The organism is Rodentibacter trehalosifermentans (assembly GCF_002000545.1).
Classification (GTDB): Bacteria; Pseudomonadota; Gammaproteobacteria; order Enterobacterales; family Pasteurellaceae; genus Rodentibacter; species Rodentibacter trehalosifermentans.
The window spans coordinates 36,345-63,297 of record NZ_MLHL01000006.1; the positions used below are offsets into that span (position 1 = coordinate 36,345).

At 39.8% G+C, this 26,953-nt stretch carries 30 protein-coding genes; 26 read left to right on the forward strand and 4 right to left on the reverse strand.

Annotated elements, in window-relative coordinates:
* The first annotated feature begins 5 nt into the window (after positions 1 to 5).
* The 11 genes from BKK52_RS00945 (at position 6) to BKK52_RS13475 (ending at position 13,282) form a co-directional block, all read left to right on the forward strand.
* Positions 6 to 662 (forward strand): hypothetical protein, encoded by a 657-nt coding sequence (locus tag BKK52_RS00945; RefSeq protein WP_077477525.1) that lies wholly within the window; start codon positions 6 to 8, stop codon positions 660 to 662.
* A 55-nt stretch (positions 663 to 717) separates the two neighbouring features.
* A complete protein-coding gene (locus BKK52_RS00950) occupies positions 718 to 1,125 on the forward strand; it encodes a hypothetical protein (RefSeq protein WP_077477526.1) in 408 nt (135 codons plus the stop codon).
* Positions 1,126 to 1,169: 44 nt separating this feature from the next.
* Positions 1,170 to 1,397 (forward strand): DUF4035 domain-containing protein, encoded by a 228-nt coding sequence (locus BKK52_RS00955; protein ID WP_077477527.1) that lies wholly within the window; start codon positions 1,170 to 1,172, stop codon positions 1,395 to 1,397.
* Positions 1,398 to 1,463: 66 nt separating this feature from the next.
* Positions 1,464 to 1,670, forward strand: a complete 207-nt coding sequence (locus tag BKK52_RS00960) for a hypothetical protein (RefSeq protein ID WP_077477528.1) — start codon at positions 1,464 to 1,466, stop codon at positions 1,668 to 1,670.
* Between the two features lie 55 nt (positions 1,671 to 1,725).
* Complete coding sequence (locus BKK52_RS00965) at positions 1,726 to 4,983, forward strand: tape measure protein (RefSeq protein WP_077477529.1); 3,258 nt, start codon at positions 1,726 to 1,728, stop codon at positions 4,981 to 4,983.
* A 249-nt stretch (positions 4,984 to 5,232) separates the two neighbouring features.
* The gene (locus tag BKK52_RS00970; protein ID WP_077477530.1) at positions 5,233 to 5,559 is read left to right on the forward strand and encodes a phage tail protein; all 327 of its coding nucleotides are present in this window, start codon (positions 5,233 to 5,235) and stop codon (positions 5,557 to 5,559) included.
* Complete coding sequence (locus tag BKK52_RS00975; protein ID WP_077477531.1) at positions 5,559 to 6,272, forward strand: phage minor tail protein L; 714 nt, start codon at positions 5,559 to 5,561, stop codon at positions 6,270 to 6,272. The genes BKK52_RS00970 and BKK52_RS00975 overlap by 1 nt, the downstream gene beginning before the upstream one ends.
* 5 nt (positions 6,273 to 6,277) lie before the next feature.
* Complete coding sequence (locus tag BKK52_RS00980) at positions 6,278 to 7,027, forward strand: C40 family peptidase (protein WP_077477532.1); 750 nt, start codon at positions 6,278 to 6,280, stop codon at positions 7,025 to 7,027.
* Positions 6,970 to 7,638 carry a tail assembly protein gene (locus BKK52_RS00985; protein WP_077477678.1) on the forward strand — a complete coding sequence of 223 codons (669 nt, stop codon included), beginning with the start codon at positions 6,970 to 6,972 and terminating at the stop codon, positions 7,636 to 7,638. Before BKK52_RS00980 ends, BKK52_RS00985 begins: the two co-directional genes overlap by 58 nt.
* Positions 7,638 to 13,100, forward strand: a complete 5,463-nt coding sequence (locus BKK52_RS00990) for a TipJ family phage tail tip protein (RefSeq protein WP_077477533.1) — start codon at positions 7,638 to 7,640, stop codon at positions 13,098 to 13,100. Before BKK52_RS00985 ends, BKK52_RS00990 begins: the two co-directional genes overlap by 1 nt.
* Positions 13,101 to 13,117: 17 nt before the next feature.
* A complete protein-coding gene (locus BKK52_RS13475) occupies positions 13,118 to 13,282 on the forward strand; it encodes a hypothetical protein (RefSeq protein ID WP_158074680.1) in 165 nt (54 codons plus the stop codon).
* A gap of 29 nt (positions 13,283 to 13,311) precedes the next feature.
* Here the strand turns inward: BKK52_RS13475 and BKK52_RS00995 are convergent, their stop codons facing one another.
* Positions 13,312 to 13,608 carry a HigA family addiction module antitoxin gene (locus BKK52_RS00995; RefSeq protein ID WP_077477680.1) on the reverse strand — a complete coding sequence of 99 codons (297 nt, stop codon included), beginning with the start codon at positions 13,606 to 13,608 and terminating at the stop codon, positions 13,312 to 13,314.
* Positions 13,609 to 13,625: 17 nt separating this feature from the next.
* Positions 13,626 to 13,904, reverse strand: coding sequence for a type II toxin-antitoxin system RelE/ParE family toxin (locus BKK52_RS01000; RefSeq protein ID WP_077477534.1), 279 nt, complete (start codon positions 13,902 to 13,904; stop codon positions 13,626 to 13,628).
* Between the two features lie 89 nt (positions 13,905 to 13,993).
* Here BKK52_RS01000 and BKK52_RS01005 point away from each other — a divergent pair, with 89 nt between their 5' ends.
* The 12 genes from BKK52_RS01005 (at position 13,994) to BKK52_RS01060 (ending at position 24,407) form a co-directional block, all read left to right on the forward strand.
* Positions 13,994 to 14,287 (forward strand): hypothetical protein, encoded by a 294-nt coding sequence (locus BKK52_RS01005; RefSeq protein WP_077477535.1) that lies wholly within the window; start codon positions 13,994 to 13,996, stop codon positions 14,285 to 14,287.
* Positions 14,288 to 14,617: 330 nt separating this feature from the next.
* The gene (locus tag BKK52_RS01010) at positions 14,618 to 15,436 is read left to right on the forward strand and encodes a ParA family protein (protein ID WP_059366973.1); all 819 of its coding nucleotides are present in this window, start codon (positions 14,618 to 14,620) and stop codon (positions 15,434 to 15,436) included.
* 13 nt (positions 15,437 to 15,449) lie between these two features.
* Positions 15,450 to 16,829, forward strand: coding sequence for a replicative DNA helicase (dnaB, locus tag BKK52_RS01015; protein WP_077477536.1), 1,380 nt, complete (start codon positions 15,450 to 15,452; stop codon positions 16,827 to 16,829).
* 2 nt (positions 16,830 to 16,831) lie between these two features.
* The gene (locus BKK52_RS01020; RefSeq protein WP_077477537.1) at positions 16,832 to 18,592 is read left to right on the forward strand and encodes a ParB family protein; all 1,761 of its coding nucleotides are present in this window, start codon (positions 16,832 to 16,834) and stop codon (positions 18,590 to 18,592) included.
* The gene (locus BKK52_RS01025; protein ID WP_059366961.1) at positions 18,585 to 19,148 is read left to right on the forward strand and encodes a DUF2857 domain-containing protein; all 564 of its coding nucleotides are present in this window, start codon (positions 18,585 to 18,587) and stop codon (positions 19,146 to 19,148) included. Before BKK52_RS01020 ends, BKK52_RS01025 begins: the two co-directional genes overlap by 8 nt.
* Before the next feature lie 168 nt (positions 19,149 to 19,316).
* The gene (locus BKK52_RS13725; protein ID WP_208606133.1) at positions 19,317 to 20,549 is read left to right on the forward strand and encodes an STY4528 family pathogenicity island replication protein; all 1,233 of its coding nucleotides are present in this window, start codon (positions 19,317 to 19,319) and stop codon (positions 20,547 to 20,549) included.
* Positions 20,550 to 20,824: 275 nt separating this feature from the next.
* The gene (locus BKK52_RS01035) at positions 20,825 to 21,571 is read left to right on the forward strand and encodes a PFL_4669 family integrating conjugative element protein (protein ID WP_077477538.1); all 747 of its coding nucleotides are present in this window, start codon (positions 20,825 to 20,827) and stop codon (positions 21,569 to 21,571) included.
* A 9-nt stretch (positions 21,572 to 21,580) separates the two neighbouring features.
* A complete protein-coding gene (locus BKK52_RS01040) occupies positions 21,581 to 22,075 on the forward strand; it encodes a DUF3158 family protein (protein WP_077477539.1) in 495 nt (164 codons plus the stop codon).
* Positions 22,076 to 22,282: 207 nt separating this feature from the next.
* Positions 22,283 to 22,840: a hypothetical protein gene (locus BKK52_RS01045; RefSeq protein ID WP_077476117.1), complete on the forward strand. Its 558-nt coding sequence runs from the start codon at positions 22,283 to 22,285 to the stop codon at positions 22,838 to 22,840.
* A gap of 81 nt (positions 22,841 to 22,921) precedes the next feature.
* A complete protein-coding gene (locus tag BKK52_RS01050; RefSeq protein ID WP_077477540.1) occupies positions 22,922 to 23,404 on the forward strand; it encodes a hypothetical protein in 483 nt (160 codons plus the stop codon).
* The gene (locus BKK52_RS01055) at positions 23,394 to 24,188 is read left to right on the forward strand and encodes a hypothetical protein (RefSeq protein ID WP_077477541.1); all 795 of its coding nucleotides are present in this window, start codon (positions 23,394 to 23,396) and stop codon (positions 24,186 to 24,188) included. Before BKK52_RS01050 ends, BKK52_RS01055 begins: the two co-directional genes overlap by 11 nt.
* A gap of 3 nt (positions 24,189 to 24,191) precedes the next feature.
* On the forward strand, positions 24,192 to 24,407 hold the full coding sequence (locus BKK52_RS01060; protein ID WP_077477542.1) for a hypothetical protein: 216 nt from the start codon (positions 24,192 to 24,194) through the stop codon (positions 24,405 to 24,407).
* A 3-nt stretch (positions 24,408 to 24,410) separates the two neighbouring features.
* Here the strand turns inward: BKK52_RS01060 and BKK52_RS01065 are convergent, their stop codons facing one another.
* Positions 24,411 to 24,605, reverse strand: coding sequence for a hypothetical protein (locus BKK52_RS01065; RefSeq protein ID WP_077477543.1), 195 nt, complete (start codon positions 24,603 to 24,605; stop codon positions 24,411 to 24,413).
* Between the two features lie 183 nt (positions 24,606 to 24,788).
* Here BKK52_RS01065 and BKK52_RS01070 point away from each other — a divergent pair, with 183 nt between their 5' ends.
* Genes BKK52_RS01070 through BKK52_RS01080 form a run of 3 tightly spaced genes read left to right on the forward strand, consistent with a single transcriptional unit; the run spans position 24,789 to position 25,965 of the window.
* The gene (locus BKK52_RS01070) at positions 24,789 to 24,980 is read left to right on the forward strand and encodes a hypothetical protein (RefSeq protein ID WP_059366941.1); all 192 of its coding nucleotides are present in this window, start codon (positions 24,789 to 24,791) and stop codon (positions 24,978 to 24,980) included.
* A 22-nt stretch (positions 24,981 to 25,002) separates the two neighbouring features.
* Positions 25,003 to 25,449 (forward strand): single-stranded DNA-binding protein, encoded by a 447-nt coding sequence (locus tag BKK52_RS01075; protein ID WP_077477545.1) that lies wholly within the window; start codon positions 25,003 to 25,005, stop codon positions 25,447 to 25,449.
* A gap of 45 nt (positions 25,450 to 25,494) precedes the next feature.
* Entirely contained in the window at positions 25,495 to 25,965 is a 471-nt protein-coding gene (locus BKK52_RS01080) for a hypothetical protein (RefSeq protein ID WP_077477547.1), read from the forward strand.
* Between the two features lie 171 nt (positions 25,966 to 26,136).
* Here BKK52_RS01080 and BKK52_RS01085 read toward each other — a convergent pair whose 3' ends face one another.
* Positions 26,137 to 26,871 (reverse strand): hypothetical protein, encoded by a 735-nt coding sequence (locus tag BKK52_RS01085; RefSeq protein WP_077477549.1) that lies wholly within the window; start codon positions 26,869 to 26,871, stop codon positions 26,137 to 26,139.
* Positions 26,872 to 26,953 lie beyond the last annotated feature (82 nt).

Genomic DNA, 26,953 nt, shown 5'->3' on the forward strand with positions numbered 1-26,953 from the left:
TCAATATGGCAACACAAACTACCCCATTTCAGGGGACAAAATTTTATTTAGGCACAGGCTTAATGACTGAAAAAGCGATCACTGCTTGTACGGTTACGCCAAATGCTACAATTACAGCAACGGGTCATGGTGCAAAAGTCGGTGACTTGGTAAAAGTTACAGGCTTAGGTTCATTAGATGGTTACTATCCGGTGAAAGCCGTTGCGAGCGATGTATTAACATTTGCTGATGAAGTGGATTGGTTAGGGCAAGATAAACCAACTGACTTTAGTAAAGCAAAGGTGGCTGTGGTGAAGTGGTCATCTAATTTCTGTGCAATTAAACAGATTGAAGGTGACGGCGATACACTCACGGAAGAAGACATTACCACGATGTGTTCTGAAGGTACGGAAACAGAAGCGGGCGAAATTGAATATGGTTCAATTAAATTAACTTTCCACTATGCGCCGGGAACCGCAATGCAACAAGATTTGCGTAAAAAATTCTACGCAAAAGAAACCTTCCCGTGGATGATGATTTTGAAAAATAACCAAGGTTCACTTTATGGCACTGGATTTATTCAAACCTCACCCAATTTCAGCGGTGAAGTAAAAGGCAAATTTGAATCAGGTGTAACGATTAAAAAATCGAAACGGGATTATTTATTGCCGGTAAGTGCTTAATTTATGTGACCGTACCTTAAAAGTGCGGTCAAATTTTATAAAAAAGGAAAAGAAAATGGATCTACGTGAAAAATTATTAGCCAATAAACCTAAAGTAAACAAAATCAAAATTAATGGCGATGATTATTATATTCGTGAGTTTACTGTAGGTGAAATGAATCAAGCTCTCTATGGTCAGCAACAAGAACTGATTCAATTAGCTGAACGGCAAGGAATTGAACTTGATTTTAACGATGAAAGCAAATTAACGGAACAACTCAATAAGGTGCAAGATCCGTACCGATTAGCCCGTATTTTAGCCATCCGTTTATGCGATGAAAAAGGGCAAAATCTATTTGATGTAAAAAATCAAGAAGATTTAGCCGCACTTTCCCAATTAGATAAAAGTGTTTTTGAACAACTCTCGCAGGGTATTACGGAACTCGAACCAAAAAACTCACCCACCGAAGAAAGTTCCAAATAAACCTCTCGCTTTCTCTCGGTAAAACCCTTGAGGAAATTGAGCAAATGCCGGAACGCCATTTGGCAGAATATGAGCTTTTTTATCAAGAACAGCCTTTTGGTTTATGGCGTGAAGATTATCGTACGGCTCAAATATCCCATTTATTAGCCATGATAAACCGTGATCCAAAATCAAAACCACCTGAGTTGTCAGGTTTTATGCCGTTTTATCGAGATAAAAGTGCGGTCGAAAATGAAGATGATGGCACGGCAGAATATTTAGCAAATCGGTAAGAAATGCCTTGAAATAAAATGTCAATTTGATATGTTGTAATCAATTAAACCAATGGGAGAGAAGCCATGTTCAATAAACTTTTTGAGGCAATATTTGATACGGTTTGGACGATTATCGTTGGAGGATTCATTCTTTTTGTCATTGCGGTTATTGTAATAGGTTTTTGGGATAAATTGGTTGATTCTCATCCTATTTGGTGGATTGTTTTTGCTTGCACGCCGATTCCGTCTCTGATTATTTTATACAGGGATTGGAAACGAAAAAATAGTTAAAAGTTAAAAAAATAAAAAATGGCGCACTTCTGTGCGCTTTTTTTATGGAGTCATTATGAGCGGAAATTTAGGGCGGTTAAATATTGAGCTTGCACTCAACCAAGTCAATTTTCAAGAAAATTTGACCAAGGCACAAAATCGTGCACGCAAATTTTCAGATCGAACCGTTGAATATTTAAATAATATTGAAAAAGCGGCAAATTCACTCAATAAAATTAATTCCCGCTTATTTAATTTTAATGTCGCCAAGAGTAGTATCACAACGCTTATTCAATATGCAGACGCCAATACCGAACTACGAAATCGTATTAAACTGGTGACGGAAAGTTCAACGGAGCAAGCCAAAGCAATTGCCGATGTTTATGATATTTCATTGAAAACATTCCAATCCAGTCAGGCGACTGCGAGTGTTTATAGTAAGTTCTCAAGCAGTGCAAAGGAATTGGGGTTAAATCTCAATGATGTGGCAGCTTTAACGGAAACTGTCAATAAAAGTATTGCACTTTCAGGTGTGAGTGCAGCAAGTGCGGAAGCCGGTTTATTACAATTTGGGCAAGCGCTGGATAAAGGACGTTTAAATGGGCAAGAGCTTGCTTCGGTGATGACTCAAACCCCAGCACTTGCTAAAGCGATTGCAGATGGTCTAGGCGTACCTACATCGGCACTTAAGGAAATGGGCGAAAAAGGTGAACTGACTACCGAAAAAATTATTTCTGCTTTGCAGAAAATGAATATGGAAATTAATCGTCAATTTGCTTCTACTGATGTTACGGTGAGCAATGCACTAACTAATTTACGTACACAAGCAGAAAAGTGGATCGGGGAAACGAATAAAGGTATTCGAAGCACCCAAAGTTTAGCCCAAGGTATCAATGCTCTTGCCAATAATTTTGATTATTTGGCAAAAGCTGCCGGAGGGTTGGCGGTACTGGGAATTTATGCCAAATACTTGCGCCCACAATTAAATAATTATGTCGACTACCGTAATCAATTAAGAGCGGCTGAGGAGCGTAAACGTAGTGAACAGCAACAAGCTCTTGCCATTTCACAAACCACTCAAGCAAATTTTGCAAAAATAAAATCTGAGTATGAACTAGCCAAAGCTGAAATAGCCAATATCGGCTATGCTCGGCAGCAGATCGTCGCAGAACGAGAATTACTTGTTGCTAAAATGCAATCTGCAACAAGTAACTCAGAGAGGGCAGCTATTACTGCGCAAATTCTCGCTTTACGTCAGCAAGAAATTGCGATGACCAAATTACAAACCCAAGCAGAGCAACAACTTATTGCGGTTAAATCCAGTATGAAAGTTGCTTATGCGGAAAATGCGATAGCACAGAGTGCTTATGCAGCAAGCACGGTAAAGGTTACAGCTGCAAGTCAAACATTTGCAGCTATATCCAAAGCAGTCCGAGCAGAGCTTACTATGCTAAAAACCGCTTTATTAACCAGTCCATTAGGGGCGTTAATGGGGGCTGTTATGTTGGCTGGCACAGCTTGGTCTATGTTTAGCTCAAATACAGATAGCGCAAAGCAAGCGTTAGAAAACTTTAATGCTGAGGTTGAACTTTCCAAAGAAAAATTGGAACAGATGAATAAGGCGCAATTAGATGCGGCTAAAATCAAAGTTCAACAACAGATAGAGGAACAAGAGCAAAAAATAGCGGGTTTGCGCAAAGAGTATGAAAAACTTGAGTACCAAATAAAACACCATAACGATCCTGTTTATGATGCGTTTGGCGGTGTCGTTTATAACGCTGGTCTTTCCCAAGAAGAATTAGCAAAAAAATCAGATGAAGCCAAATTAAAATTAGGCGAAGTGAGTGATGAAACAGAAAAACTGACTAACCTAATGCAGATACTTGGTAGAGTGAATGCACAAGTAGCTGGAGCGGGTTTAGATGGAGGTGCAAAATCATCACAGAAAGTACTTGATATTATAGGAAATGCACAGCTTAAAATTCAGCGTAGCAAATTAAAGGGGAAAGATCTTGCAGCCTTTAATGCAGATCAGGCATTAAAAGGATTAGAAAGCGATCCTCGCTATAAAGAAGCAAGAGACTTGTTCATTCAGGCTGAGTTAGCAGGGATGGGGAAGACCGGTGGACGTGGAAAAAAATCGGGTGGATCTAAAACCGACTACGTAAAACAGTACACCGAGCAAATCACCCAAATGCAGCAACGTTTGGCAGAATTAAAAGCTAATGCGCAAGACATTGTATTATTCGGTCAATCAAGCCAATATCAAGAGGTGAATAAGCTCACACAAGATATTGCTGCCAACGCTGAAAAATACGCCCACTTTGGCAAAGAGGGGTTAGCCAAACTAAAAGAGATGGCTACCCAAATTGACTCTGCAAATCAACAAGTCGCTATTAGTCAGTTTACTTTTGATAACACCGAAAAATTAGAAGCGATGGAGTTTGAATTAACCTTGCTTGGCAGAACCCGACAAGAGCAAGAGTTAATGCAATATAACCATCAACTCGATCTTGAAGCGGCAAAGTTAAAGATCGGTATGACCGAAGAGAACATTGCAAAACTTGATGAGGAAATCGCAAAATTAAAAGAACGTCGTGCGGAGATTCAAAAGCAGAGTGAAGAAGTGAAAGGGAATGCAATGCTTGGATTCCAACAAGGAATGCAAACTATTGAAGACCAAGTTTCCAATGTTGCCGGCAATATTAGCAACCTCACGGTAAGTGCTTTTGGAACAATGTCCGATGCGCTCACAGATTTTGTGATGACAGGTAAAGCTGATTTCAGTGCAATGGCAAAATCAATCATCAGAGATATTGTTCAGATGACAGTACGGATGTTATTTTTCCGTGCAATCTCTTCTGCCTTTGGTGGTTTTTCCAGCGTTGATATTGGAAGTGCTCCTGTTGCCGGTGCAGCGACTAATCTGTTTGGCACATTTGATTCAGGCGGCTATACCGGTGACGGTGGCAAGTATCAACCAGCCGGTATTGTACATCGTGGAGAATACGTCATTACAAAAGAAGCCACGGCCCGATTAGGTCGTGGCTTTTTAGATCAGTTGAATTATGGTGCGGTTCGCCGTGGCTTCGCAAATGGAGGCGGCGTTGGTGTTCCTCGCTTACCTTCTATCAATTATGATGCAAGTCGTTCTTCCGGCAATATCTCGGTGAAGGTTATTAATAACGGTGAGCCGATGGAAGCGAACGTAACGCAGAAACAGAGAAACGGACAGATGGAAATCACCGTAGAGTTAATGCGACAAATCGCCCGAGTCGAATCAAATGAGGTGATTCAACAAAATATGCGTGCCGGTGGGATATTTGCTCGCTAATTTCACAAGAAAAAAACAAGCCCCGAGTAACCGTTAATTACTTGGGGCTTTTTATTTACCCATTAGTAGGAATGAGTAATAAATTACAATGAAGTATATCAAAACAAAGTTAAAAATTCATCTTTTAAAAGGATTGGATATGGAAACACAAACAACCCCTTTAATCCGCTTTGCGATTGCTTTTGCTATCGTTTGCTTAGGTCTATCGATTCTTACTCCATTTATTAATGCAATTCGTTGGTGGTAAAAATGGAAACATTCAAATGGTGTATTCGCCCTAATTACAGTATTGATAATGAACCGGATATTAGCGAAATTACGTTTGGTGATGGCTATACCCAACGCCGATTAAACGGCATTAATTCTCTACTCAACACTTATTCGGTTTCTATCAAAGTGAAGAATAAAAGTGCGGTCGAAATTCAACGTTTTTTCGAAAATCATAAAGGCATTATGCCGTTTTACTTTGTTGAACCGCTCACCAAACAGCGTAAGAAAGTGATTTGTAAAAAGTGGCCGATGAAAATCGGTCAAACTTACACTGAATTTAGTTGTGATTTTAACGAGGAACCCTAATGCCAAGCCTTATCAGCAATCAATTTAAACTCGATCTTGCCAAACTAGAACAAAATGCGTTGATTGAATTATTTGAAGTCGATCTACGAGGCTTGAAAGATTCAGATGGTATGAATGGTGAGTTGTATCGTTTTTATGCCGGCAAAAATGAACGCTCGCAGCCGATAGTATGGCAAGAAAAAACTTACGATCCGTTCGGTGTGAAAGCGGAAGGATTTGAAATGTCGGGGCAAGGACCAAGTAATCGCCCCACACTGACCCTTGCCAATATCAATGGATTTTTGACCGCACTTTGTAACCGATTCGATCAATGCTTAGGCGGCATTGTGCGCCGTCGTTTGGTGTATATGCATTATCTTGATGCGGTAAATTTTAAGGGTGGCAACAAACAAGCCGATCCCACGCAAGAGGCATTAAGCTATTTTGTTATTGAGCAGCTATCCTCCCTTAAACGTGATGTGGCGCAATTTACCCTTGCTTTGCCAAGCGAGACGGATAATGCCCTTATTGGTGCACGAATGATTACCACGACTTGTTGTTGGGTCTATCGTGGCGTTGAATGCGGTTACACAGGTGGGGCAGTGGCAGATGAAAAAGATCAGCCCACCATAGATCTAAAGAAAGACAAATGCAGTGGGCTATTGCCGGGGTGCCAGATGAGAAATAACACGCACAACTATGGCGGATTTGTGTCGGTCAATAAATTGGGGTAGAGACGATGGATGAAAAATTAAAAAATGAAATTATCGCTTACGCAAAATTGACAGAACCGCACGAATGTTGCGGTTTTGTTGTTTTAAAACAGGGTGAAAATCAACCGCACTTTTTGCCTTGTGAGAATGTCGCGGAAGACAAAGAAAACCATTTTGAAATTTCGCCTGAAGATTATTTGAAAGCGGAAGAAATGGGCAAAATTCTGGCATTGGTGCATTCTCACCCTAACGGCAAGCCCGTGCTATCGGCTACGGATCTACAAACTCAACTTTATAGCCAGTTGGATTTTTGGTTGGTATGCGATGAGCAAATTCACGTTTTCCCCAAAATCCCGATGCTGATCGGACGTGATTTTGAACACGGCAAAATGGATTGCTATACCCTTTTACGGGATTTTTACCGCCTTGCCGGTTATGAAATGCCGAATTACGAACGGGACGATTATTGGTGGGAAGATGGCTTTAATCTTTATCTCGACAACATTGAAAAAGAAGGCTTTGAACGGGTTATTGACCAACACGAATTACAAGTTGGTGATGTGATTTTAATTCAAGTGGGCGCAAATGTACCGAATCACGCTGCCATTTATATTGGCGATCAAATGGTCTTACACCACGCCCCGAAACGCCTATCAAAACGTGATCTTTATGATGGGTATTGGCTTAAACATACGCACAGTATTTGGAGGCAGAAAGAATGGTCAAAGTTAGATTTTACGGTGCCCTTAAACAGTTTGGCACTGAGTTTGATTTAGAGGTGAACAACACGGCGGAAATTGTCCGTGCATTAACCAGTCAAATTCCGAATTTACGTCAATTTTTACAACAAGGCTTATTTAAAGTTCGTATCGGCAAAGATTATCTCGACAGCCGTTATTTAGAAAAAGGGATGTTTTACCAATTAAAAGACAAAATGACAGTGTGTTTCACTCCTGTACTGAAAGGGGCAAAGCGAGGCGGTTTATTTCAAGTCTTAGTTGGTGCCGCTCTGATTGGTGCGGCATTTCTTACCGGTGGTGCATCTATTGCAGCTTGGGGAATAGGTGCAAAAATGATGGGGTTAATGGGGGCTTCATTGTTACTTGGCGGTGTGGCACAAATGCTGACACCTATGCCGAAAATGTCGGGGATAAGTGATGATAAAGAGAAAAAACAATCCACGGCATTTTCAAACTTAGGGAATTTAGTAGCACAGGGTCGTCCGATGCCCCTCGCTTATGGGCGAATTAGAACGGGTTCATTGATTATTTCACAGGGCGTTGAAACGATGGATGCTGATATGGATGCAGAGATGGGCACGGAAGTGGATACGGTTGAAGGAAAACCAGCATACTGGGGATTGTTGCGAAATAATAGAGGTCAATAATGGGTAAAGGTGGCGGCGGTGGTGGACATACACCGGTTGAAGCAAAAGAAAGCGGGCGTAGTAAACAGCTTGTCAAAATTGTGGAGATTATTTCGGAAGGGGAAATTGTCGGTTTAGCGGATGGGATGAAATCCGTGTATCTGGATAATACGCCGATTCTAAATCACGATAATTCTTACAATTTTAGCAATGTTCAACTTGAAGGGCGGATAGGTTCGCAAGTTCAGCCTATTATTGCAGGGTTCAATACTTCAGAAAAAGAAATCAATGTTGGCACTCAGGTGCGAAAAACAACGCCGATTACCCGAACAGTGACGGATAGTAAAGTCTCCCGTTTACGTTTAACGCTGGGTGTGCAGTCTTTGTTTAAACAAGAAGATAATGGCGATACTAACGAGACAAGCGTGAATTTAATGGTTCACATTGGGGATAGTTCTTATCCAATTACTATCAACGGTAAATACAGCTCGCAGTATTTACAACAGCACACCTTTTCTAATTTGCCTGATGTGCCCTTTACTGTTCGTGTGGAGCGCAATACGGATGACAGCAAATCACAGCGTTTACAAAATAACACGGTGTGGGCAAGTTACACGGAAATTATTGATACACAGTTTACTTATCCTAATACCGCATTAATTGGCGTGAAATTTGATTCGGAATATTTCTCAAGCATTCCTAACCGCACTTATGACGTGAAAGGGATCAAGGTGAAAGTGCCATCAAATTACAATCCTCAAACCCGACAATATCAGGGAATGTGGGACGGTACATTTAAATTGGCATGGTCGGATAATCCGGCTTGGGTGCTTTATGACATCGTAACCAACAAACGCTATGGATTAGGGCAAAGACTAGGCGATTTTGGGGCGGATAAATGGGCGTTGTATCAAGCGGCGCAATATTGCGATCAGCTTGTTCCTGACGGTTTCGGCGGCAAAGAACCCCGTTTTACCTGTAATGCGTGGCTCACCGACCAACGACCGGCTTATGATGTGATCAATGATATTTGTTCGATTTTCCGTGCAATGCCGGTGTGGAATGGACGAGAACTCACCGTAGTAATGGATCGCCCATCCGATCCGGTGTGGACTTATACCAACGCCAATGTAGAAAATGGCGAATTTACTTACACGTTTTCAGCGAAAAAAGCCCGTCATAATGCGATCCAAGTGGAATATGCGGATAAAGACAATGCTTACGAAAAAACAATTGAATATGTTTCCGATGATGAATCAATTCGCAGAAATGGGCTGAACGTGAAAAAAATTACCGCCTTTGGTTGTACTTCACGAGGACAGGCTCACCGTACCGGGTTGTGGTTGTTGCAAACGGAAAAACTGGAAACCAAAACTGTCACCTTTACCGTCGGGGCGGAAGGTTTAATGCATGTTCCCGGTGATATTATCAACGTGGCGGATATTGATTATGCTGGTACGAATATCGGTGGTCGTGCGTTAAAAATTGCGGGAAGGAAAGTGACATTAGATCGTGAAATCGACATCACTGCAAATAGCTACTTTACCTACATCAACGCCCAAGCCAAACACCAAGATATTAAAATTCTATCGGTGAAGGGGGCTGAAATTACCCTTGATGCTGAGCCTGTGGGCTTGGCGGAATATGGCGTTTGGTCGCTCACCACGCAACGAATCAATACACAATTATTCCGTGCATTGAGCGTGAAAGAAGACGCCAAAGGCAAATACACCATTGTGGCGTTGCAGCACGAACCGCAGAAAGAAGCGATCGTTGATAACGGGGCAGTGTTTGAACCGAAAGCGACAAGCATTCTTACCGTGCCGAAAGTGAACGATATTCAAATCATCACTAATCCGGATGGAAGTATTTCCATTAATGCGGATGTGAGTGGTGGAAATGGGTTAGTGATATACGATATTCTCATCTACAAGGGAAATAATCTCCTTGAAGCCAGATTGGGACTTAAATCACCGGAGCTTGATTTGAGTCAGCTCTCCAATGGTGAATATATTGTGGTGATTCGTGCTAAAAATGAGAAAGGACAATTGCTTAATGAAAGGGCGACCTCTTTCATTATAGACCGCCCTCCGGCACCAACGGGGGTTCGTGCTACCGGTGGTTTAGGCAGCATTACCCTTGAGTGGGATTGGATTAATGAAGCGACCGCTACGGAAATTTTTGCTTCGGAAAAGGACGATATTAAAACCGCAAAACGCATTGCCAAAGTCACAGCCAGAATGTACGCCCACGAAGTGGGGGCAAAACAAGTGCGGTATTATTGGTTGCGTCATACCCGTGGCATTAATGTCGGACCATTTTATCAGCAATCCGGCTTGCGGGCGGAAAGTGCGGTCGATATTGACGCAGAATTAGCCCTACTCAATGAAAAACTGTCACAAAATATCGTCAATGAAGTGATTGATACGGCATTGCCGGCACGCAATCTTGAGTTAATTCAGACGGTGGCTGGGCTGGATGTGAATACCTTTACCGGCTATAACCAAGTGCACAACACGGCAGATGGCAAGCTCTATACTTGGAATGGCAAGGCTTACACCCACAAAGTTAGCACGAATGACTTAGAGGGGCAAATTACCGCCAATCAGCTTGATTCTGAGCTGATGGCGCAATTAGATTCTACGCAAAATACCGCTAATGCAGCGAATATCAGCGTTCAGCAATTGCAAGGAAGTCTCACTCAAGAAGTCCATCGTCTGACACAGTCCATTCGGTCAGAAAGTGCAAATCTGACGAAAAAAGTGCAAGATGAAGCAAAAGCACGAGGAACCGCCATCACTCAATTGCAAAATACGGACAGACAGCAAGCCCAACAAATCACGACGCTGACAACCCAAACCAACCAAGCACTGACAGGATTAACGGAAGAGCGCAACGCCCGCATTGCCGGGGATAATGTCGAATCAACGGAAAGAACAGCGCTCACAGCAAGGGTCACGGCAGCGGAAAGCGGCATTACCCAATTACAACGGAGTGTGGCAAATCAAACCACGGCATTAAGTGAGGTGAGCCAACATCTTAGTGCTAAGATTGATGGGATGCATGTTGGGGGGAGGAACTATTTAAGGAATACGGCTAATCCAGCGACAGCGAATAGTATTTTTCCTGTGGGGTTGAAATATCCGAATTATGTTTATGGTGCGACATCAACTTGGGGAGAAAATAGCGAACTTACGGCAACGAGTGCTAACGGGGTTGTTTCTTATTTCAGATTGATGAATTTAACAACCGATACCGGGTTGTTAGAAAAAGGATATTGGACGCTTTCAGTAGAGTGTAAAAGTACAAGCACCAGTAATATTAAATTGCGTTTTGTTCAATCTGTAAATGGTAGAGTGGATTATTCTACAGAGAAAGGCGTTTTACCCTCTCAAGAATGGGTAAAACTCTCTGCAACGATTCAAGTTACCGCAGAAACGACAGGTATTATCGGGTCTTTGCTTATTGAAAAGTCAAATGTTGGCGATAAGCTCACATTTCGTCGGCTTAAATTAGAAAAAGGCACGACGGCGACAGATTGGACACCCGCACCGGAAGATGTGGAGGGCGAGGTTGCTAAGGTATCGGCGGAGTTAGTCGCTCACCGTCAAGCTCAAGCCACAACCGATAGCGCACAAGCCACTCAACTTAACGCTCTCACCACTCGAATGACGGGAGCAGAAAGCAATATCAGCGCAGAACAAACCGCTCGGACTAACGGAGATAAATCCCTCGCCAGCCGTATTGATACGGTCAATGCCTCGGTAAATAATGCTAAAGCGCAAATTACCACGGTAAGTCAAGCGGTTGCGGATGTCAACGGCAAACTGAGTGCCACCCATACGATTAAAACCCAGACTATTTCAGGCGGAAAAACGGCAATAGCCGGAATTACCCTTGGGGCGAATCGGGAAGAAAGCTCGGTAATTGTGATGGCAGACCGTTTTCAAGTGGTGAAAAACGCACAAGATGGCTCACCAAAGCCGATGTTGCGTGTAGAAAATGGGAAAACGGTATTCAATGGCGAACTTATCGCCGATGGCGGCATCACCGCCCGAAAAATGGCGGCGGATTCTATCAGTGCCGCTGCTTTACAAGCCGGTGCAGTGCGTGCAAACCACGTGGCGGCAGGTGAGCTGACTGCGGATAAGTTAGCGATTGGGTTGGGTGGGAATCTCTTGTATAACCCGATTTTTGCGAATAATGGTAACGGCTGGACGCTGTATGTTGATTCCACAAATATTGATAATGCTAATTGGGGGTTCAATAATGCCACAGGGAGTTATCACGGAGGCGCATATTTACCCACCGAGCTTAAGTTTTGGTGGCAAAGAAACCGTAAAAATACCAATACGGGGAATGTTAGGTTAGGTGGGCTTTATCAAGATCTCAGATTGGGGAAAGACAAATATTATTGTTTTTCTGCCTATGTTGGCGCACATAGAGCTTTTATTGATTTGAATATTGAAGGTTCAGTGCAAATTATTAAAAAATCGTGGGTAGGACGCGGTAAAAATGGAGGGTACGGCAATAACAATACTGACACAGGTATTGAGAACGACAGACGTATTTATGTGATATTCAAAGCGACGGGTGATAATGCCAATTATCGTATGATTATCAATATGTGGGCAGATGGTACTCAAGATAGCCCAGCTTTAAGAATCCGCAGACCAATGCTTGAAGAATGCACCGAACATACCCGAGAGCCAAGCCCTTGGCAAAACGCAGGGGTAACAGCGATTCACGGCGGATCGATTGTTACACGCTCAATTACAGCGGATAGATTGCTTGCCAACAGCATTACAACCAATGAAATCGCAACCGGTACGATTGCGGCACGAAATATCGCAGCAAATAGTATCAATACCTCTCATATTGTGTCTAAGTCATTGACGGCGGATAAATTGAGTATTTCAGATTTATCGGCGATTAGTGCAAATCTAGGACGAGTAACAGCCGGAACCATCACCGGGACAACCATTGAGGGAAATGCTATTCGTGGAGGTAGTGTGAGCGGTACAACGGTGTCAGGCTCGACAATTAATGGAGGCACGATAAAAGGTACGAGATTGGAAGGGGTTACAGGCGTATTTTCAGGAAATATCTACGCTAAAAACCTTATTGATGATACAGCTCAGGCATTTACACTGGTTCATGGTAAAACACTTGTTATACCTGCTTTTGGTAAAAAACGTACTATTTTTATTCCGGCTTGTTTCTGTAGTATTTATGTCAATTCAGCTTCAGGTGGTCAAGCTGGATCTATTAGTGTGACAGCCACTGTGGAAATTACCAGTTCTGATGGAGGGAATATTAGAGGATCAAATACTGTAAAAGGAAGCAATGCAATAGGAAGTGTGTTTTTATCTGGTTTCTTTGTGGTTAATGCAAATACAGAAGTAAGAATAAACTACACATCTTCCGTATTGGGTAGTGGGAGGGTATCTTGCCCTGATATTTCTATTGTAGCAATTTGTTAATTTATAGAGGAAATATGATGAAAAAAACATTTTTAATATTACTTATTTCAAATCTGTTAATGGCTTGTTCAACTCAATACAAAGCCGATTACACAACTAAACCGGTTTTCTGCTATCAATTATCCCCTAAAGATATGCAACCGGGTAAAAACTGTATTGGTTCAGGAGGGCATGGAGGATAAAACAAAACCGCACAAAAGTGCGGTTAAATTTAGGCGAGTTTTACCGAGTGAGCGGATTCTTCAAATAACGGCATAATTGAAAAGGTTTTCGTGTTTTCAATTTGCCAGAGATCATAATCCGCTTGCATATTGAGCCAAAAGTTTGGCGTAGTATTGGAAAGTAATTTACTTAATCGCACAGCCATTTCAGCAGAAATGCCTGCTTGAGCATTCACGATGCGGGAAAGCGCAACACGACTTACCCCTAAGCGTTTGGCGATATCGGTAATACTCATTCCCTCAATATATTCTTTCAAAATTAACCCCGGATGCGCTGGATTGTACATTCTCATATTATTTCTCCTTAGTGATAATCTTGATAATCAACCACTTCTGCGTGACCGTTTTCAAACTTAAAGGTCAAACGCCAATTTCCATTAATTTTAACCGACCAATGGTTAGCTAGATTACCTTTCAATGGGTGTAGATTCCAACTGGGAACAGCCATTGCTTGAGGTGTTTCTGCACTATTCAAGGCGGTTAATAACAGCGTTAATTTATTGGCGTGTTTGGGCTGAATACCTGCGGTTGAACCTGTTGTGAAAAACAACTCAAGCCCTTTATGTTTGAAAGATAAAATCATTTTAACCTCACTGTATAGCCATACGATACATTAAAATCGGTTTAATGTAAAGAGTGGCTATACAATTATTTAACAACAAGGAGTCTTTTATGACAACATTCAACAAAATTTTAAACCCAATGTACTCAGCAATTGCGGCTTACAGCACGCAAGAGGACGGCTCAATTAACGCCAAATATGTGATTGGCACCGGCACAGACAATGACGGTGTCGTGACCGATTTCACGCCAATTATTAGCGAATACAAATGGATTGATGTAGAAGGGGCGAAAGCGATTAATGAAGCACCGTTTACCAAAGAAGATATTGGCAAAACCCCGACACAAATTATGTTGTCGCGTATTTATGCTTATCTTAAAGAAAACGGGCAAATCGTGGTGTAACTTGTCGAAAATATGGGATAAAAGTGCGGTAGTTTTGCCGTGCTTTTTTTCATCATTTAGGGTGGGAAAAGTGAATTGGTAGTTTGACGTAAATTTGACGTAACAGGTGCTAAAAGGTGTGAAAAGTTGATAGGTTGATGGGATGTGATTATAATGTCTATGTGTGTAGGTGTTTGATTTATAAAGTGTTTATAATTATTACCTATTGATATAGGTTCGGACTTTTAATCCGTTGGTCGAAGGTTCGAATCCTTCACGACCCACCAATGCTATCTTAATCACTTACCTCTAGGCTTTTCATTAGTTTGCTCTTGACAAGAGAGTTTGACTATGGAAAATTTATCCCAAAATTCAGCATTTATCGTTACGGTTATGTCCACTAAAGGGGGCGTAACGAAATCAACGAATGTTGCCAATATCGGTGCGTTTTGTGCAGACTGTGGTTTGCGCACTTTGATGATAGACACCGATGTTCAACCAACTTTATCTACCTACTACAATTTAAACTACACAGCACCTCAGGGATTATTTGAATTCCTTATTCAAAGTAATACAAACCCTGAGCAAGTCATTTCAAAAACCGAGTATACTCATCTCGATATTATCCAATCTAATGATCCTACGGATGCGATTACCACACATTTACGTAATTCTCCGGATGGGATGTTGCGTTTCAATGATCTTGTCCGTTCCTTAGAAAACTATGATTTAATTCTCGTTGATACAAGAGGAACAAAAGGGATTACGGTCGATATGTCTGTATTGGCAAGTGATTTGGTCATTTCGCCACTCAAACCTGAGTTGCTATCAGCCCGTGAATTTGTTCGGGGAACAATGGGGCTTTATCAGCAACTTCAAGTCTTTACCAAACATGGTTTCAAATTACCTCAATTAAAAGCAGTCATTAACTGCTTAGACAAAACCAACGACGCAAAATCAGTGGTTGAAAGTCTGCGTAAACTCTTCATTGAAAGCAATGATAGCTATATGGAATTGCTTGAATTAGCGATTCCGGCACGTGTGGCTTATCGTGAAGCAGCCAGTCTTGCCCTTCCCGTTCACCGCCATAACAAGGATGAAAAAGAGAATATCCGCAAGCTCTGTATTTCACTTTTCCCGCAATGGGCGGATAAATTCCAAACTCGTTAATTGGAGGTGAAAGATGAGTCAACAGCCTCCAATGATTTGCAATATTGAAGCAGAGCAATCCGTGATTGGCGGATTGCTTCTTGATAATAATAAATGGGATGAATTGAGTTCTATTATAACGGCAGATAATTTCTATCTCAGTCATCATCGATTGATGTTTACCGTTATCAGTCAGCTTCTTATGAATAATGAACCGGCTGACATGGTGACGGTAGAACATGCGTTAAAACAACAGAACTGGCTTGAAGAGTGCGGTGGGCTTGCGTATTTGGCTGAAATTACACATAAGACACCAAGTGCAACCAATGTTGAAGCCTATGCCAAGATTGTACGGACCGATAGTCAAGCCCGCCAACTTTATGCGTTAGGCGATTTTCTAAGAAAGGAAACCGGAAAAGTGAATTCCCAGGATTCACTTGATGCACTGATTTCTAATACAGAAAAGCGATTGACGGAGTTGACTCTGAATCGTTCAGATAAAGAAACAAATGTCAATTTATCTGAAGTACTCAATCTCATTGTAACAAGAATGGATGAAAGCAAAAAAAATCTTTCCCCTGTTACCGGTACATCGTTTGGTATTGATCGTCTTGATGTGAATACAACCGGTTCACAACCCGGTGATTTGATTTTACTTGCTGCTCGCCCTTCAATGGGTAAAACCGCACTTTCACTAACCTTTGCCAAAGCAGCGCTTGAACAGAAAGAAGGAAGTACTGTTCAGTATTACAGTCTTGAGATGCCGGCAGAGCAAATTATGCAACGTTTCCTGGCACTCCTTGCCCGAGTTCCCTTACAAAGAATACGTCAAGCCATTCAAATTGATGAAACAGAGTGGGCAAGGATTGGTAACGCTTTTGGCATGATTGCACATCAGTGGAAAGACCGATTGTTATTAGATGATAACAGTTACCTCACGCCACAACTCCTACGGACGAAAGTTCGTCGTAATGTTCGTAAATATGGCATACCTTCGGTCATTATTATTGATTATTTACAGTTAATGTCTGACCCGACTTATAAAGACGGTAAAAATCGAAACTTAGAAATTAGCAGTATTTCAACGCAGCTGAAACAGTTAGCAAAAGAAATAGGCTGCCCAATTATCGCCCTGTCCCAGTTAAACCGAAATTTGGAACAACGTGCGGATAAACGACCTATCTCATCGGATTTACGGGATTCAGGCTCCCTGGAGCAGGATGCCGATATGATTTTCTTTATCTATCGGGATGAAGTGTATAACGACAATTCGGAAATGCCGGGTATTGCTGAAATCATTATAGCCAAGCAACGTAATGGTCCGATTGGCACGGTATTAAGTCAGTTTAGAGGGGAATTGTCACTTTTTGAGAATATCCCGGATGAAGAGTATGAACGATTAGCGAGATTATAAAAATGAGTGTGAAAAATCCTTTTGTTCCTTCTAAAGATAAAGAAGAACGTGCAAAAAAAATGTTGGCTGCCTTATCCACACCGGCAATTATGAATCATTCGCCGGAATATGAAAAAATGGTACAAAGCCAATCTCTCAATCCCTATCAGTCTGTTTCATCAGAAACGGAAATGCAAAGTGGTAATCGTTTAATTACGGTTACCTTAGATCAGTTACGTCCTTATGAAGGTAATCCCCGTCGTACTAAAAACCCGGCCTACGAAGAAATTAAGGCATCAATAAAATCCCGTGGATTGGATCATTCACCCAATATTACCCAACGTCCCGGAGATAGTTTTTATACGATTTTAGATGGCGGTAATACCCGTTTACAGGCACTTAATGAGCTCTTTAAAGAAACGAAAGATCTTCGTTTTTGGTCGATTGAGTGCGTTTTTAAACCTTGGCAAGGCGAAGCGGATGACATCAATTCACAACTTAATATTTTGATTGGGCATTTGGCTGAAAATGATGTGCGGGGTGAGCTTTCTTTTATTGAAAAAGCCCTAGGGATTCGTGAGGTGAAAAAGTTATATGAGCAAAAATATGGCGAATATTTTTCACATCGTAAGCTCAGTGAAAAACTGGGTGAGAATGGTTATCCGATTTCATATTCCTTAATAGCCAAAATGGAGCAATGTTTAACATACTTATATCCGCATATTCCAAATGTGTTGTTAAATGGAATGGGAAAACATCAGATTGAAAAACTTCTAACGATTCGCCGTAATGCCCAGCTTTCGTGGGAAAAACATTCCGAAGACCATCCTACAAATAAGGACTTTGATGTGGTTTGGATGCATTCGCTTACCGGATTTGATGAAGAGCCGACAGAGTTTGTTATCAATGATTTTCAAGATCAATTGATTGGTCATATCACCGAAGCATTCAGTTATCAAATTCCCTATGAAACCTTTAAATTTGAAATAGATCTTGCCGAACAAAAACTGAAGAAGTTAGCTGAAAAGCAACCGGAAATTTTACAACGAACGCAAGATAGCGAGAGCCGAATTAAAGAGGCAATATCCCAACAGGTTGAGCAATCCCAGCGAAATATAACACGTCATGAACAGAAGAAATTGGCACAGTCCGAGCTCCCCCAGGTTAAAGAACAAGATGATGAAATCATTCCTTCAATGATGACCTATCAAACGACTTCATCGGGTATTTCTTCTGTGCCGGACTCTGATAACGGGGATTCGCTACCTCATTTAGGCATTTCAGAGACTGATTTTTCCTCTGCGGTTATTCAACATTTTAATGATCTGGGGTTTACCCCGGGTGTCAATCCGGAAAAACAACGTCAAGAAGAAGCGGCACTTAATGGATTGGAATTTGCGAATTGTGGTAAACAGCCGGTTACCAACATTTGGAAAATCTACCCAAACCGCAAACATAAAATGGAAGCCTATTCTCTCGTCCTTGATATTGCAGAAGAAGTGGGATTAGGGCAGTTTGTGGAACATGTACAACATGATCCGATTGATTATAGCTACCGTATGCGTCCGCTCGATGGAGAGGAGTATTCAGAATTTACCTTGTTTGTCTATCACCTATTAACCACATTGGCGACAGAGCCACAACTCTCACCACAAGCTGATTTATTAAATTTAGATTATTTAATCGGTAATACGATGTCGGATTTAATGCTCGTTCGTTTATTCCGTTTAATTCGTTTACACCGTTATATCAACGCACAACATATTGGAGGTCAAAATGCTTAATACGAATTTGAATCAAGCGTTGATTTCAGAAATCATCGCCCACATTCGCCGTGGCGAACTTAATTATTGCTATCAGTTAGGTTTTGATGAATCTGAGTTGGCCGCCATTATGAATTTGAAAACGGAGGAAATTTGTGAGCTATGTGATAGTAGCAGTTCTTTTGCCTCTATTCAGATCAATCATTCCGTTTTTTGGAATCTTATCGAGTCAGTCCGTGTAAATTCACAAGAGCGTAACATTATTGATCGTGCGTTGAACCTGGGGATTTCCGGTGAAATGCTACGTTCTCGATTTGGGTGGAGCTCTTCAGAAGTATCGGCACGTCGAAAATTATTGGGGATTAAAGAACATATCGGTCGCAAGAAAAACGCAGATGAACAAGATGAGTTAAAAGTGTGGGAACTTTGGCAAGAGAATAAGCATTCAGTTTCATCAAATGAAATTGAACAGTCTACAGAAGGATTAGATTTGCTGATGTATATCGCCGAGGAAACGGAGTTAAGTTTAACAGAAGTCTGGCGTCTTGTTTCGCAATGGATAAAAGAAGGGAAATAATTTTCCAAATAAAAAGCGAGTTGGGGAACTCGCTTAGGGATTGTTGTTTAATGCGGAGCACCTTGGGTTAGAAGGGACAGTACTCATTTCATTGCATTAGGTGCTCCATAATATAGAAATTATTCAACATGGCAATAGAAAAACTAAATAGAAAGTATGGAGTAAAAAATGTTACCGGAAAATAAAGACTTTCAAGGTTTATTGTTTGTCGGGAATCGACATGAGACCGTACCGGTAAGGTTGTTGCTGGATAAATACCTCACCTCAAGAGCAAAGATGGCTTGGCAGCTTATTAAGCTGCATTCAATGCAATTTAAGGGGGCGATGTTTCCTTCTTATGACACTTTAGCGTTGTGGTTGTCAGATCGAAGCTATCAACAAAAACCGATATCACGTAAAGTGGTCAGCCAAACGGTTATGTTACTGCGTTTAACCCGTTGGCTGACATTATGTGAAACCGTACGAAATAGTCACGGACAAATATTGGGTAATGTCTATGTCATGAACGATGAACCTTTTAGTATTGCAGATAGTTTAGTGATTAATGATGACTATCTTCGTTTTGTCGAAAAGATGGCAAAACATCGTGATCCTATATTACGCGATGTCGCGCTTTCTATTGTTGATGAGGTTGTGCAAAGTTCGGATACCGTATGGCATTTAGTTTCCCATATTGAAATTATCCGTGAGCGTTATTTAGCATTTGTTGAGCAACAAACGCCTGAATCAGTATCTCCATCCTTACCATCAAACTTGGCTCAGGCTATCGAAAAAACACAACAAAAATTACTGAGTTCCAATAGGGAACTCTGTAAAGAAGAAATGGAACTGAGTCAAAAAACAAACAATTTACCAAGTTCCAAAATGGAACTCAGTAAAAATTCGCTGAGTTCCAATAGGGAACTGAGTCACCAAAATAACGATAAGTCATTGATTTTAGGCTTAGTTCCATTAGGGAACTCAGTAAAAGCACAGTACAGTACTAGTACTATAAATACTCAGTACAGTACTAGTACTGAACGTACCGAATTTATTTATTCACAATTAGGGCAATTTAAATTGAGTGCGTTGGAAAAACAGTCTATCGCAAATGAGATGATGAAATTAGATCAAGAGACCCTACAAGCCGTCATTTTTGAAGCAATACAACGTATTCAAGACGGGAAAGTACTCAAGCCCGCCGGCTACTTGTTTAATTTGGTTAAGCGAGCCAACAGTGGGGAATTTAAACCTTATTTGTTGAATAAAAACCGTCAAACTTCGACCGTTCAAGTCGATGAAGCAGGAGGGGATAAACCCGGCTCTAAACGAATATTACCCGGTTTAACTGATTTATCACACCAAACGCATTATGTTGATTTTGATGACATTCGGAAACTTGCCGGTTTAATGCGGGTATAGTCTGGTACAGGTTAAAGTTTAGTAGTTAGTACAAAAAACAGACAAAGTGTTTCCAGTGGAAACAGTTAGTACAAAAAATAGACAAAGTGTTTCCCCGGGAAACAGTTAGTACGAAAAATAGACAAAGTGTTTCCCCGGGAAACAGTTAGTACGAAAAATAGACAAAGTGTTTCCCCGGGAAACAGTTAGTACAAAAAATAGACAAAGTGCCACCCAGGGTGGCAGTTAGTACGAAAAATAGACATTAAATTCTTTACATAAAAAGAGGTAATACCATGATCGCAGAAAATACATTACATGAACCACAATCAACGCAACCGCAAATGGGCGCACTTCGTAGCGAGATTACATTAACATTGCATTCCCAATATGCAACACGAATGTGGCAAGGTCGCCCTATACTTCGTGAAGGAAAAAAAATTGTTCGTCCCGGGATTTTAAGCATACCGGGATGTCTATCACTTCTCTCTCAGCTCCAAAAAGATGCGGCAAATGACGATCCTTATGCGGATTATTATTTAGTCGAATTTGAAAATATGGTGCTCAATAATACAGAACAAATGAAAAAACTTATTGCAGATTTAGTTGAAATCCATGCAGAGCAGCTCCCTGATGGGATTGATATTCAACGCTGCAGTAACATTGAACCCGCTATTTATCAAATCTATGCCGACTCCCCTTTAGCGTATAAATTGATTTATTTACTTTGTGAGTTTGATACACTGGCAAAAACAACGATGACGGCTGCCTATATCGCCTTGCTGACAAAAGCCGAAGCCCGTGAATGGCTTGAAGCCGGTTCAATTTTATTACGTCGTTGTTTTGGGGTTATTGAAACGTACCGACATAGCGGAATTACCCGCCAAGATGTGCGCAATAATTCAGCGCGTTATCAAGAAGTGCGACAACGCTTTAAACTTGAACTGCCGCAGGACATTTTAGAAGGAACGCGTCGGGCACGTTTTGCACCGGATATTCATCCAAGTGCATCCGATAATAGTGATGCTTTAGAGAGGGAGTAAATTATCACAATGAAAATTTATGCGTTAATTCCGGAAAATATGTATCGAGATCTTGCCGCTAAACATAATATCAACGGGCTTATGCGAAATTTTTTCGGGGAGTTATCTTCACCGGAAGAAATTAATCTACTACTGGACCAGATTCGCATTGCACGTGATGGTATGATTGCAAATTATCCCACGATTGTTAGAAATATAACCGATACGCTCGTGGGGACGCTTCCTCTTTTACTTTATCGTGATTCAGCCAGTAGTGCCGGCTCAGTTTATTTACGTTGGCGCAATGTAGAAAATAATAAAAGCGGACAAAAAGCTTGGGAAAATATTGTCAGTGATGTGAGCTATTCCGATGAAGTCAGAAAATCGTTGGTGCAGATAGAAAAAGAGCGTCTGGTGCTGAATATGCAAGTTTCTATATTAACCTCTATTATGCGCCAGTTATCGGAGTGTGCGGAGAAAATGGAAAAAATTGATGAGCTATTTCAAGGTGGGGAACATATTTGATCCCTGATCCTTGTTGCCTGTATAGCCTTTTTTTCATTGCTTGTAATCCCTTGAAAAGGGTTGCTTGTAAAGGTTTAAATAAAAGGCCTTTAAAGGTAAGGGAACAAGCCCCTTACCTTTGACGAGGAAAAGGCAATGATAATTTAAGTGAAGTGTGATATTTTCAAGTGTGAATACATAGCAGTACATCACTTTTAAGGAGCAATTATGTCTGAGCCTGATAAAATGAATCTCGCATTTCTGATTGTGTTTGATCTAATTGGTTTTGCGATAATTTGGGGATTTTATAAATATCACCAGCAAGCTCGTATGACGGAGTTGAAGAAAATCATTAGGAATGCATTGCTAAGAGATTTTTTTAACGATGACTCATTGGATATTTATATTGCTAAAACTAAGCTTAAATATGATGAAGTTTGTACCACATTATTTGGGTTACTTGTTGAGTTAGAGGATGATAGTGATTTTGATGATGAAGCTAAGTTAGCTTATTTACGGAAAATTTCTCTACGTTATCAAAATATGGGGTTTCTATCTGACTTACCTGTCACTTTGCGAAATAAGATGAGAGCACTTGTAAAAATGAATGAGTCTTCTTCAGAGCTAGTATTTCAAATTGCCCAAGAAATTCAAACCTTAAATACTAAAAATCAGTTTAAGTTATGTTGTACCGTAGTTATCGGTATCATTACAACATCAATCAGTATATTTCAAATTATTCCTGAAGGACTTATTCTTATTAATAAAATAGGAAATATTTTTTAATTTTTTAAAGCATTTGATTAATAGTTGGTTTTTGTCGGTTTATAAGTAATATCTCTACCAAATTTATTTGTAGAGGTAATCATGAAATTGCCATATTCTCAACGTTTACGTTACCTATATATCCGCTGGAGATTAAAAAAATTTCTGTTAAAAGCGCAAGAAAGCCAATTGGAAGTATTTTTGAAACATATTTCTTCTAACCGATGCTATATCAATATCGACCTTTTTGAATCTTTTCGCTCTCAACATAAATTATCTCTTGGTGAAATGGGTATATTATTGAGAGAAATTCTTTGGAATCCCTATAAATTTTTTAGTTTGGAATCTGATCTTGTATTAGATTGGTTATATCCGTCGCTGGACTATTATTCGGATTATGAAATTTTAAAGGTAGTTTTTAAACCTACTCTTCTCAGTCAAATTGACAATTCTTTAAAGAATGAAAAGCGGGATGAATTGGAGATCGTTCAGGATTTTTATCGTAGTCTTGTGGAGTATATTATTAGAAAACGTTTGTATCTTTATTCGAATATTGAAAAGAGAGATATTGTTTATGGAATTTGATATAGAGTCGTTGTCAAATGATAAGATTTACGAGGGAATGAGAACGCCTCTTTTCTTGAGAATAATAAAAAATCCGCCGCCTTGGGCTTTTGATACGATTCAGACTTGGGACGCTCAGTATCTTTCTCAAGCAAGGATATTTCTTCACCGTCATTATTGGACTTCTCAAGGTTCTTTGAATGTGTTTCGAGTTGTAGGAACAGATTGTCAACGATATCAAAATTGTTCTTGGTTAGATTTCCTTGCATCGGATAAAAAGATGGATATCAACCTTTCATTGCAGAACAAGCAACCTGAATATTATCGCAATACAGCAGTGAAACTTCCGACCATGTATTTCAATACCTTTGATGGAATAGATTACTATATTGGTTCAGATGGGAATCATCGAACCTGTCTTGCTAAATTTATGTTTTATGAAACAGGAGAAACTCAACTGCATGGTGTGACAATCAACCATTATGATATTGATGAGTCGTTTTATCGGCTATACCGTGAGTTAAGTGAGAAAATTAGCCAACTTGGTTTATCAGTTATTCTCACACCAGAATCAAAACAGATAAAACGAGAAGATACGGCAGGCTGGATGATTGATTATTTTCAACCTTATTTAATTTGGAAAGAATATGGTAAGGAAAGTTATCATGAATTACAAGAAGAGCTAAATTTTGAGCAAGCAGAGAGAAAACTTTTTGAGCTCACCACTCAATTATCTGTTAAACAACAATCTAAAAACAAGCAAAAATCTTGGTTGTCGCAATTAATATCACTATTTAGGAGATAAAAAATGGCAAATGTAAAAATGACATTTATGGTAGAAGTTGATGGGGAGACGGTAATTCGTCATCAAGTTGAAGAAGAAATCACTAAAAAAGGTTTTTACTTTTCTCAAGAGCGTCAATTGACGAAAGAAATTATAAATAAGATGAATGAATTCCATTTTGAAAGATGGGTCGAGCTACAAGCTTGGTCCACCGTAGGAACTGATCATGATAAACCGTAAATACTATCTATTACAGATTTCATAAATAGATTCTGCTAGCTCGTTTAATTTCATAGCAATAAAATCTTCCTGCTTATATGAAAGTTTATTCCATTCATCTATTAAATTATTGGGATTTACATCTCCTAAATCAATCGTTAAAAGATTGGATGCTGCGATAACTGCTTCACCATAAGTGATGCGCGTTTTTTCTGACATATTGAGTCTCCTATTTTTGTTGTGGTAGATAAAAATGGAGATATCAATATACCACATAGAGTCGGTGTGGCTAAATAAACGACTCAAAATTCTCTTATTTATCAAGTGAATTTCCTCTTAAGTATTCTTCATAATGTATGCACAATCTCTATCAGTTCATTAATTACATATGGGACCAATGTTATGGGAAAAGTGAATATTCATTTCAGTATCAGTATTGATGGAAAGTCGGTGGTTGATTCGTCAGTAGAGTACGAAAAAATTAAATCTCCCTTTAATGAGGATGATGAGAAAAGATTAGCGATTGATGTACTTAACCAATTAAATCAGCTTGAAACTCGAAATCATATCTATGCGGAAAACTGGGAAGAATAATATTTAAAAATAAGGAGTTATTATGGCTGGAGTAAATAAAGTAATTATTGTTGGGCACCTTGGAAATGATCCCGAAATTCGGACTATGCCAAACGGGGACGCAGTTGCGAATATTAGTGTGGCAACCAGTGAAAGTTGGACGGATAAAAATACCGGTGAACGCCGTGAATTAACAGAATGGCATCGTATTGTTTTCTATCGTCGTCAAGCCGAAATCTGCGGTGAATATTTGAAAAAAGGTTCGCAAGTTTATGTTGAAGGTCGCTTGCGTACACGTAAGTGGCAAGATCAGAATGGTCAAGATCGCTACATAACCGAAATCCAGGGTGATGTGATGCAGATGTTAGGTTCTCGTCCGCAAAATTCAAATTCAGCAACGGGTCAACATCAACCTTCTCAACAACAGGGGCATCAACCTCAGCCAGAGCAGTCTACAATGGATAACTTTGATGATGATATTCCGTTCTGAATTCCATAAATATAAAATATGTCAGATTGAATGGAGATATTCTTGATGAAAAACGTTTTTCTTATTTCATTAATAGCATTAAGTTTGAATGGATGTGCCGAACTTACTGCTATTAACAATAAAGTGGGTGAGTTTGCAGGCCAACTCAATAAAACATTGGGAATTGGGAGTATTCAGTCTTTTGATGACGAAGCCACTTCTAAGCGTGATATTGATACTCTATATGTTCGTTTAAAACGAGAATTTAATTTTCCAACGAAAGATGAATATTTAGGGCGAGCATATGGTGATGTGCGTAAATGGAAAACACATCAAATGGAACAAGATGGCATTATTCATGAAACCAATCCGGGTGTTTATTATCGTATGGCTAGGGCACTTGGTGAGAAGAATCAATATTACCTTGATATTAGCCTTGAAAAAGATGGGAGAAATAGTAAAGTATACTGGAAAGTCCGTGGTACGCCTGAATTGGCCACAGAAATTAAACAAGATATTTTAAAAACTATAAAATAATAAATGGTGAATTCTCCTTATTTGCTCCAACATCTGTTGGAGCTTTTTTTTGAAAAATTCTTTTTATCTTTTTTCTCTTTTTGTTCAATTGACAAATTTTTATAATATTTTTGTATCTTATAACAATAACTTTCCTTGAGATCCTACCGGTCAATCCTTTGACCATTCATCTCATCTAAACTCTCGCCCCATGATGAAAAGGGGCTTTTTTTGCCCAAAAGAATTTGTTTTTAGTGTGATTTTCATTCCTTTTACTTCAGTAAAACATTCATTTAGTTTTTCCATTTGAGGTTTGCTTAAGCTTAAGTTCTGATGAAGTTGTTCAAGTAAACTTTTAATGAATTTATGTTCTGGTTTCTTTTCTAGGAAGACCCTTAACCAGAAATCAGTGGCATAGAGTGATTGTAATGATTTATAGGTAAACTCTGGATATTTCTTACCATGCATGACCATACTAAGGTATTTTTCATCATCCAGTGATATTTTGTTCTCAATTACATATTTTTGATAAATACTGTTTAACTTTTTTGACTTAAAATCTGAAATTTTTTGAATGTGAGCAAGTTTTTCAAATCTTAACAACAAGTAAGCCTTAGCAGCATTTTCGTCAAAGTAGTTATCAAAATCTAATGATGTAGGCAAGTTTTCATCTTGCTCTGTATTGATTGCTATTTTTACCTCCTTTTTAGTGGAGATATGTTCTTCTACACACCCTTTTGTTACATCTATAATTTTTTCTTTAGGGTTATCCACTTTATTTGGATCTTTCGCACAGCTTGGCCCAGCATAACTTAGCATCCCATTATCGTGTTGGACAATCACGGCCTTACCCGATGTAATATGTCGAGGACAAAATTGACATTTTACTGTTGTAGCAAAATCAATTCTAATTTTCTTCCATCCCATAAATACTCTCCTTTATTTACAATTGAATTATTGATTGTTTAGGTTTCATTGATTCGATTTAATTGTAGGAAATATAATTAAA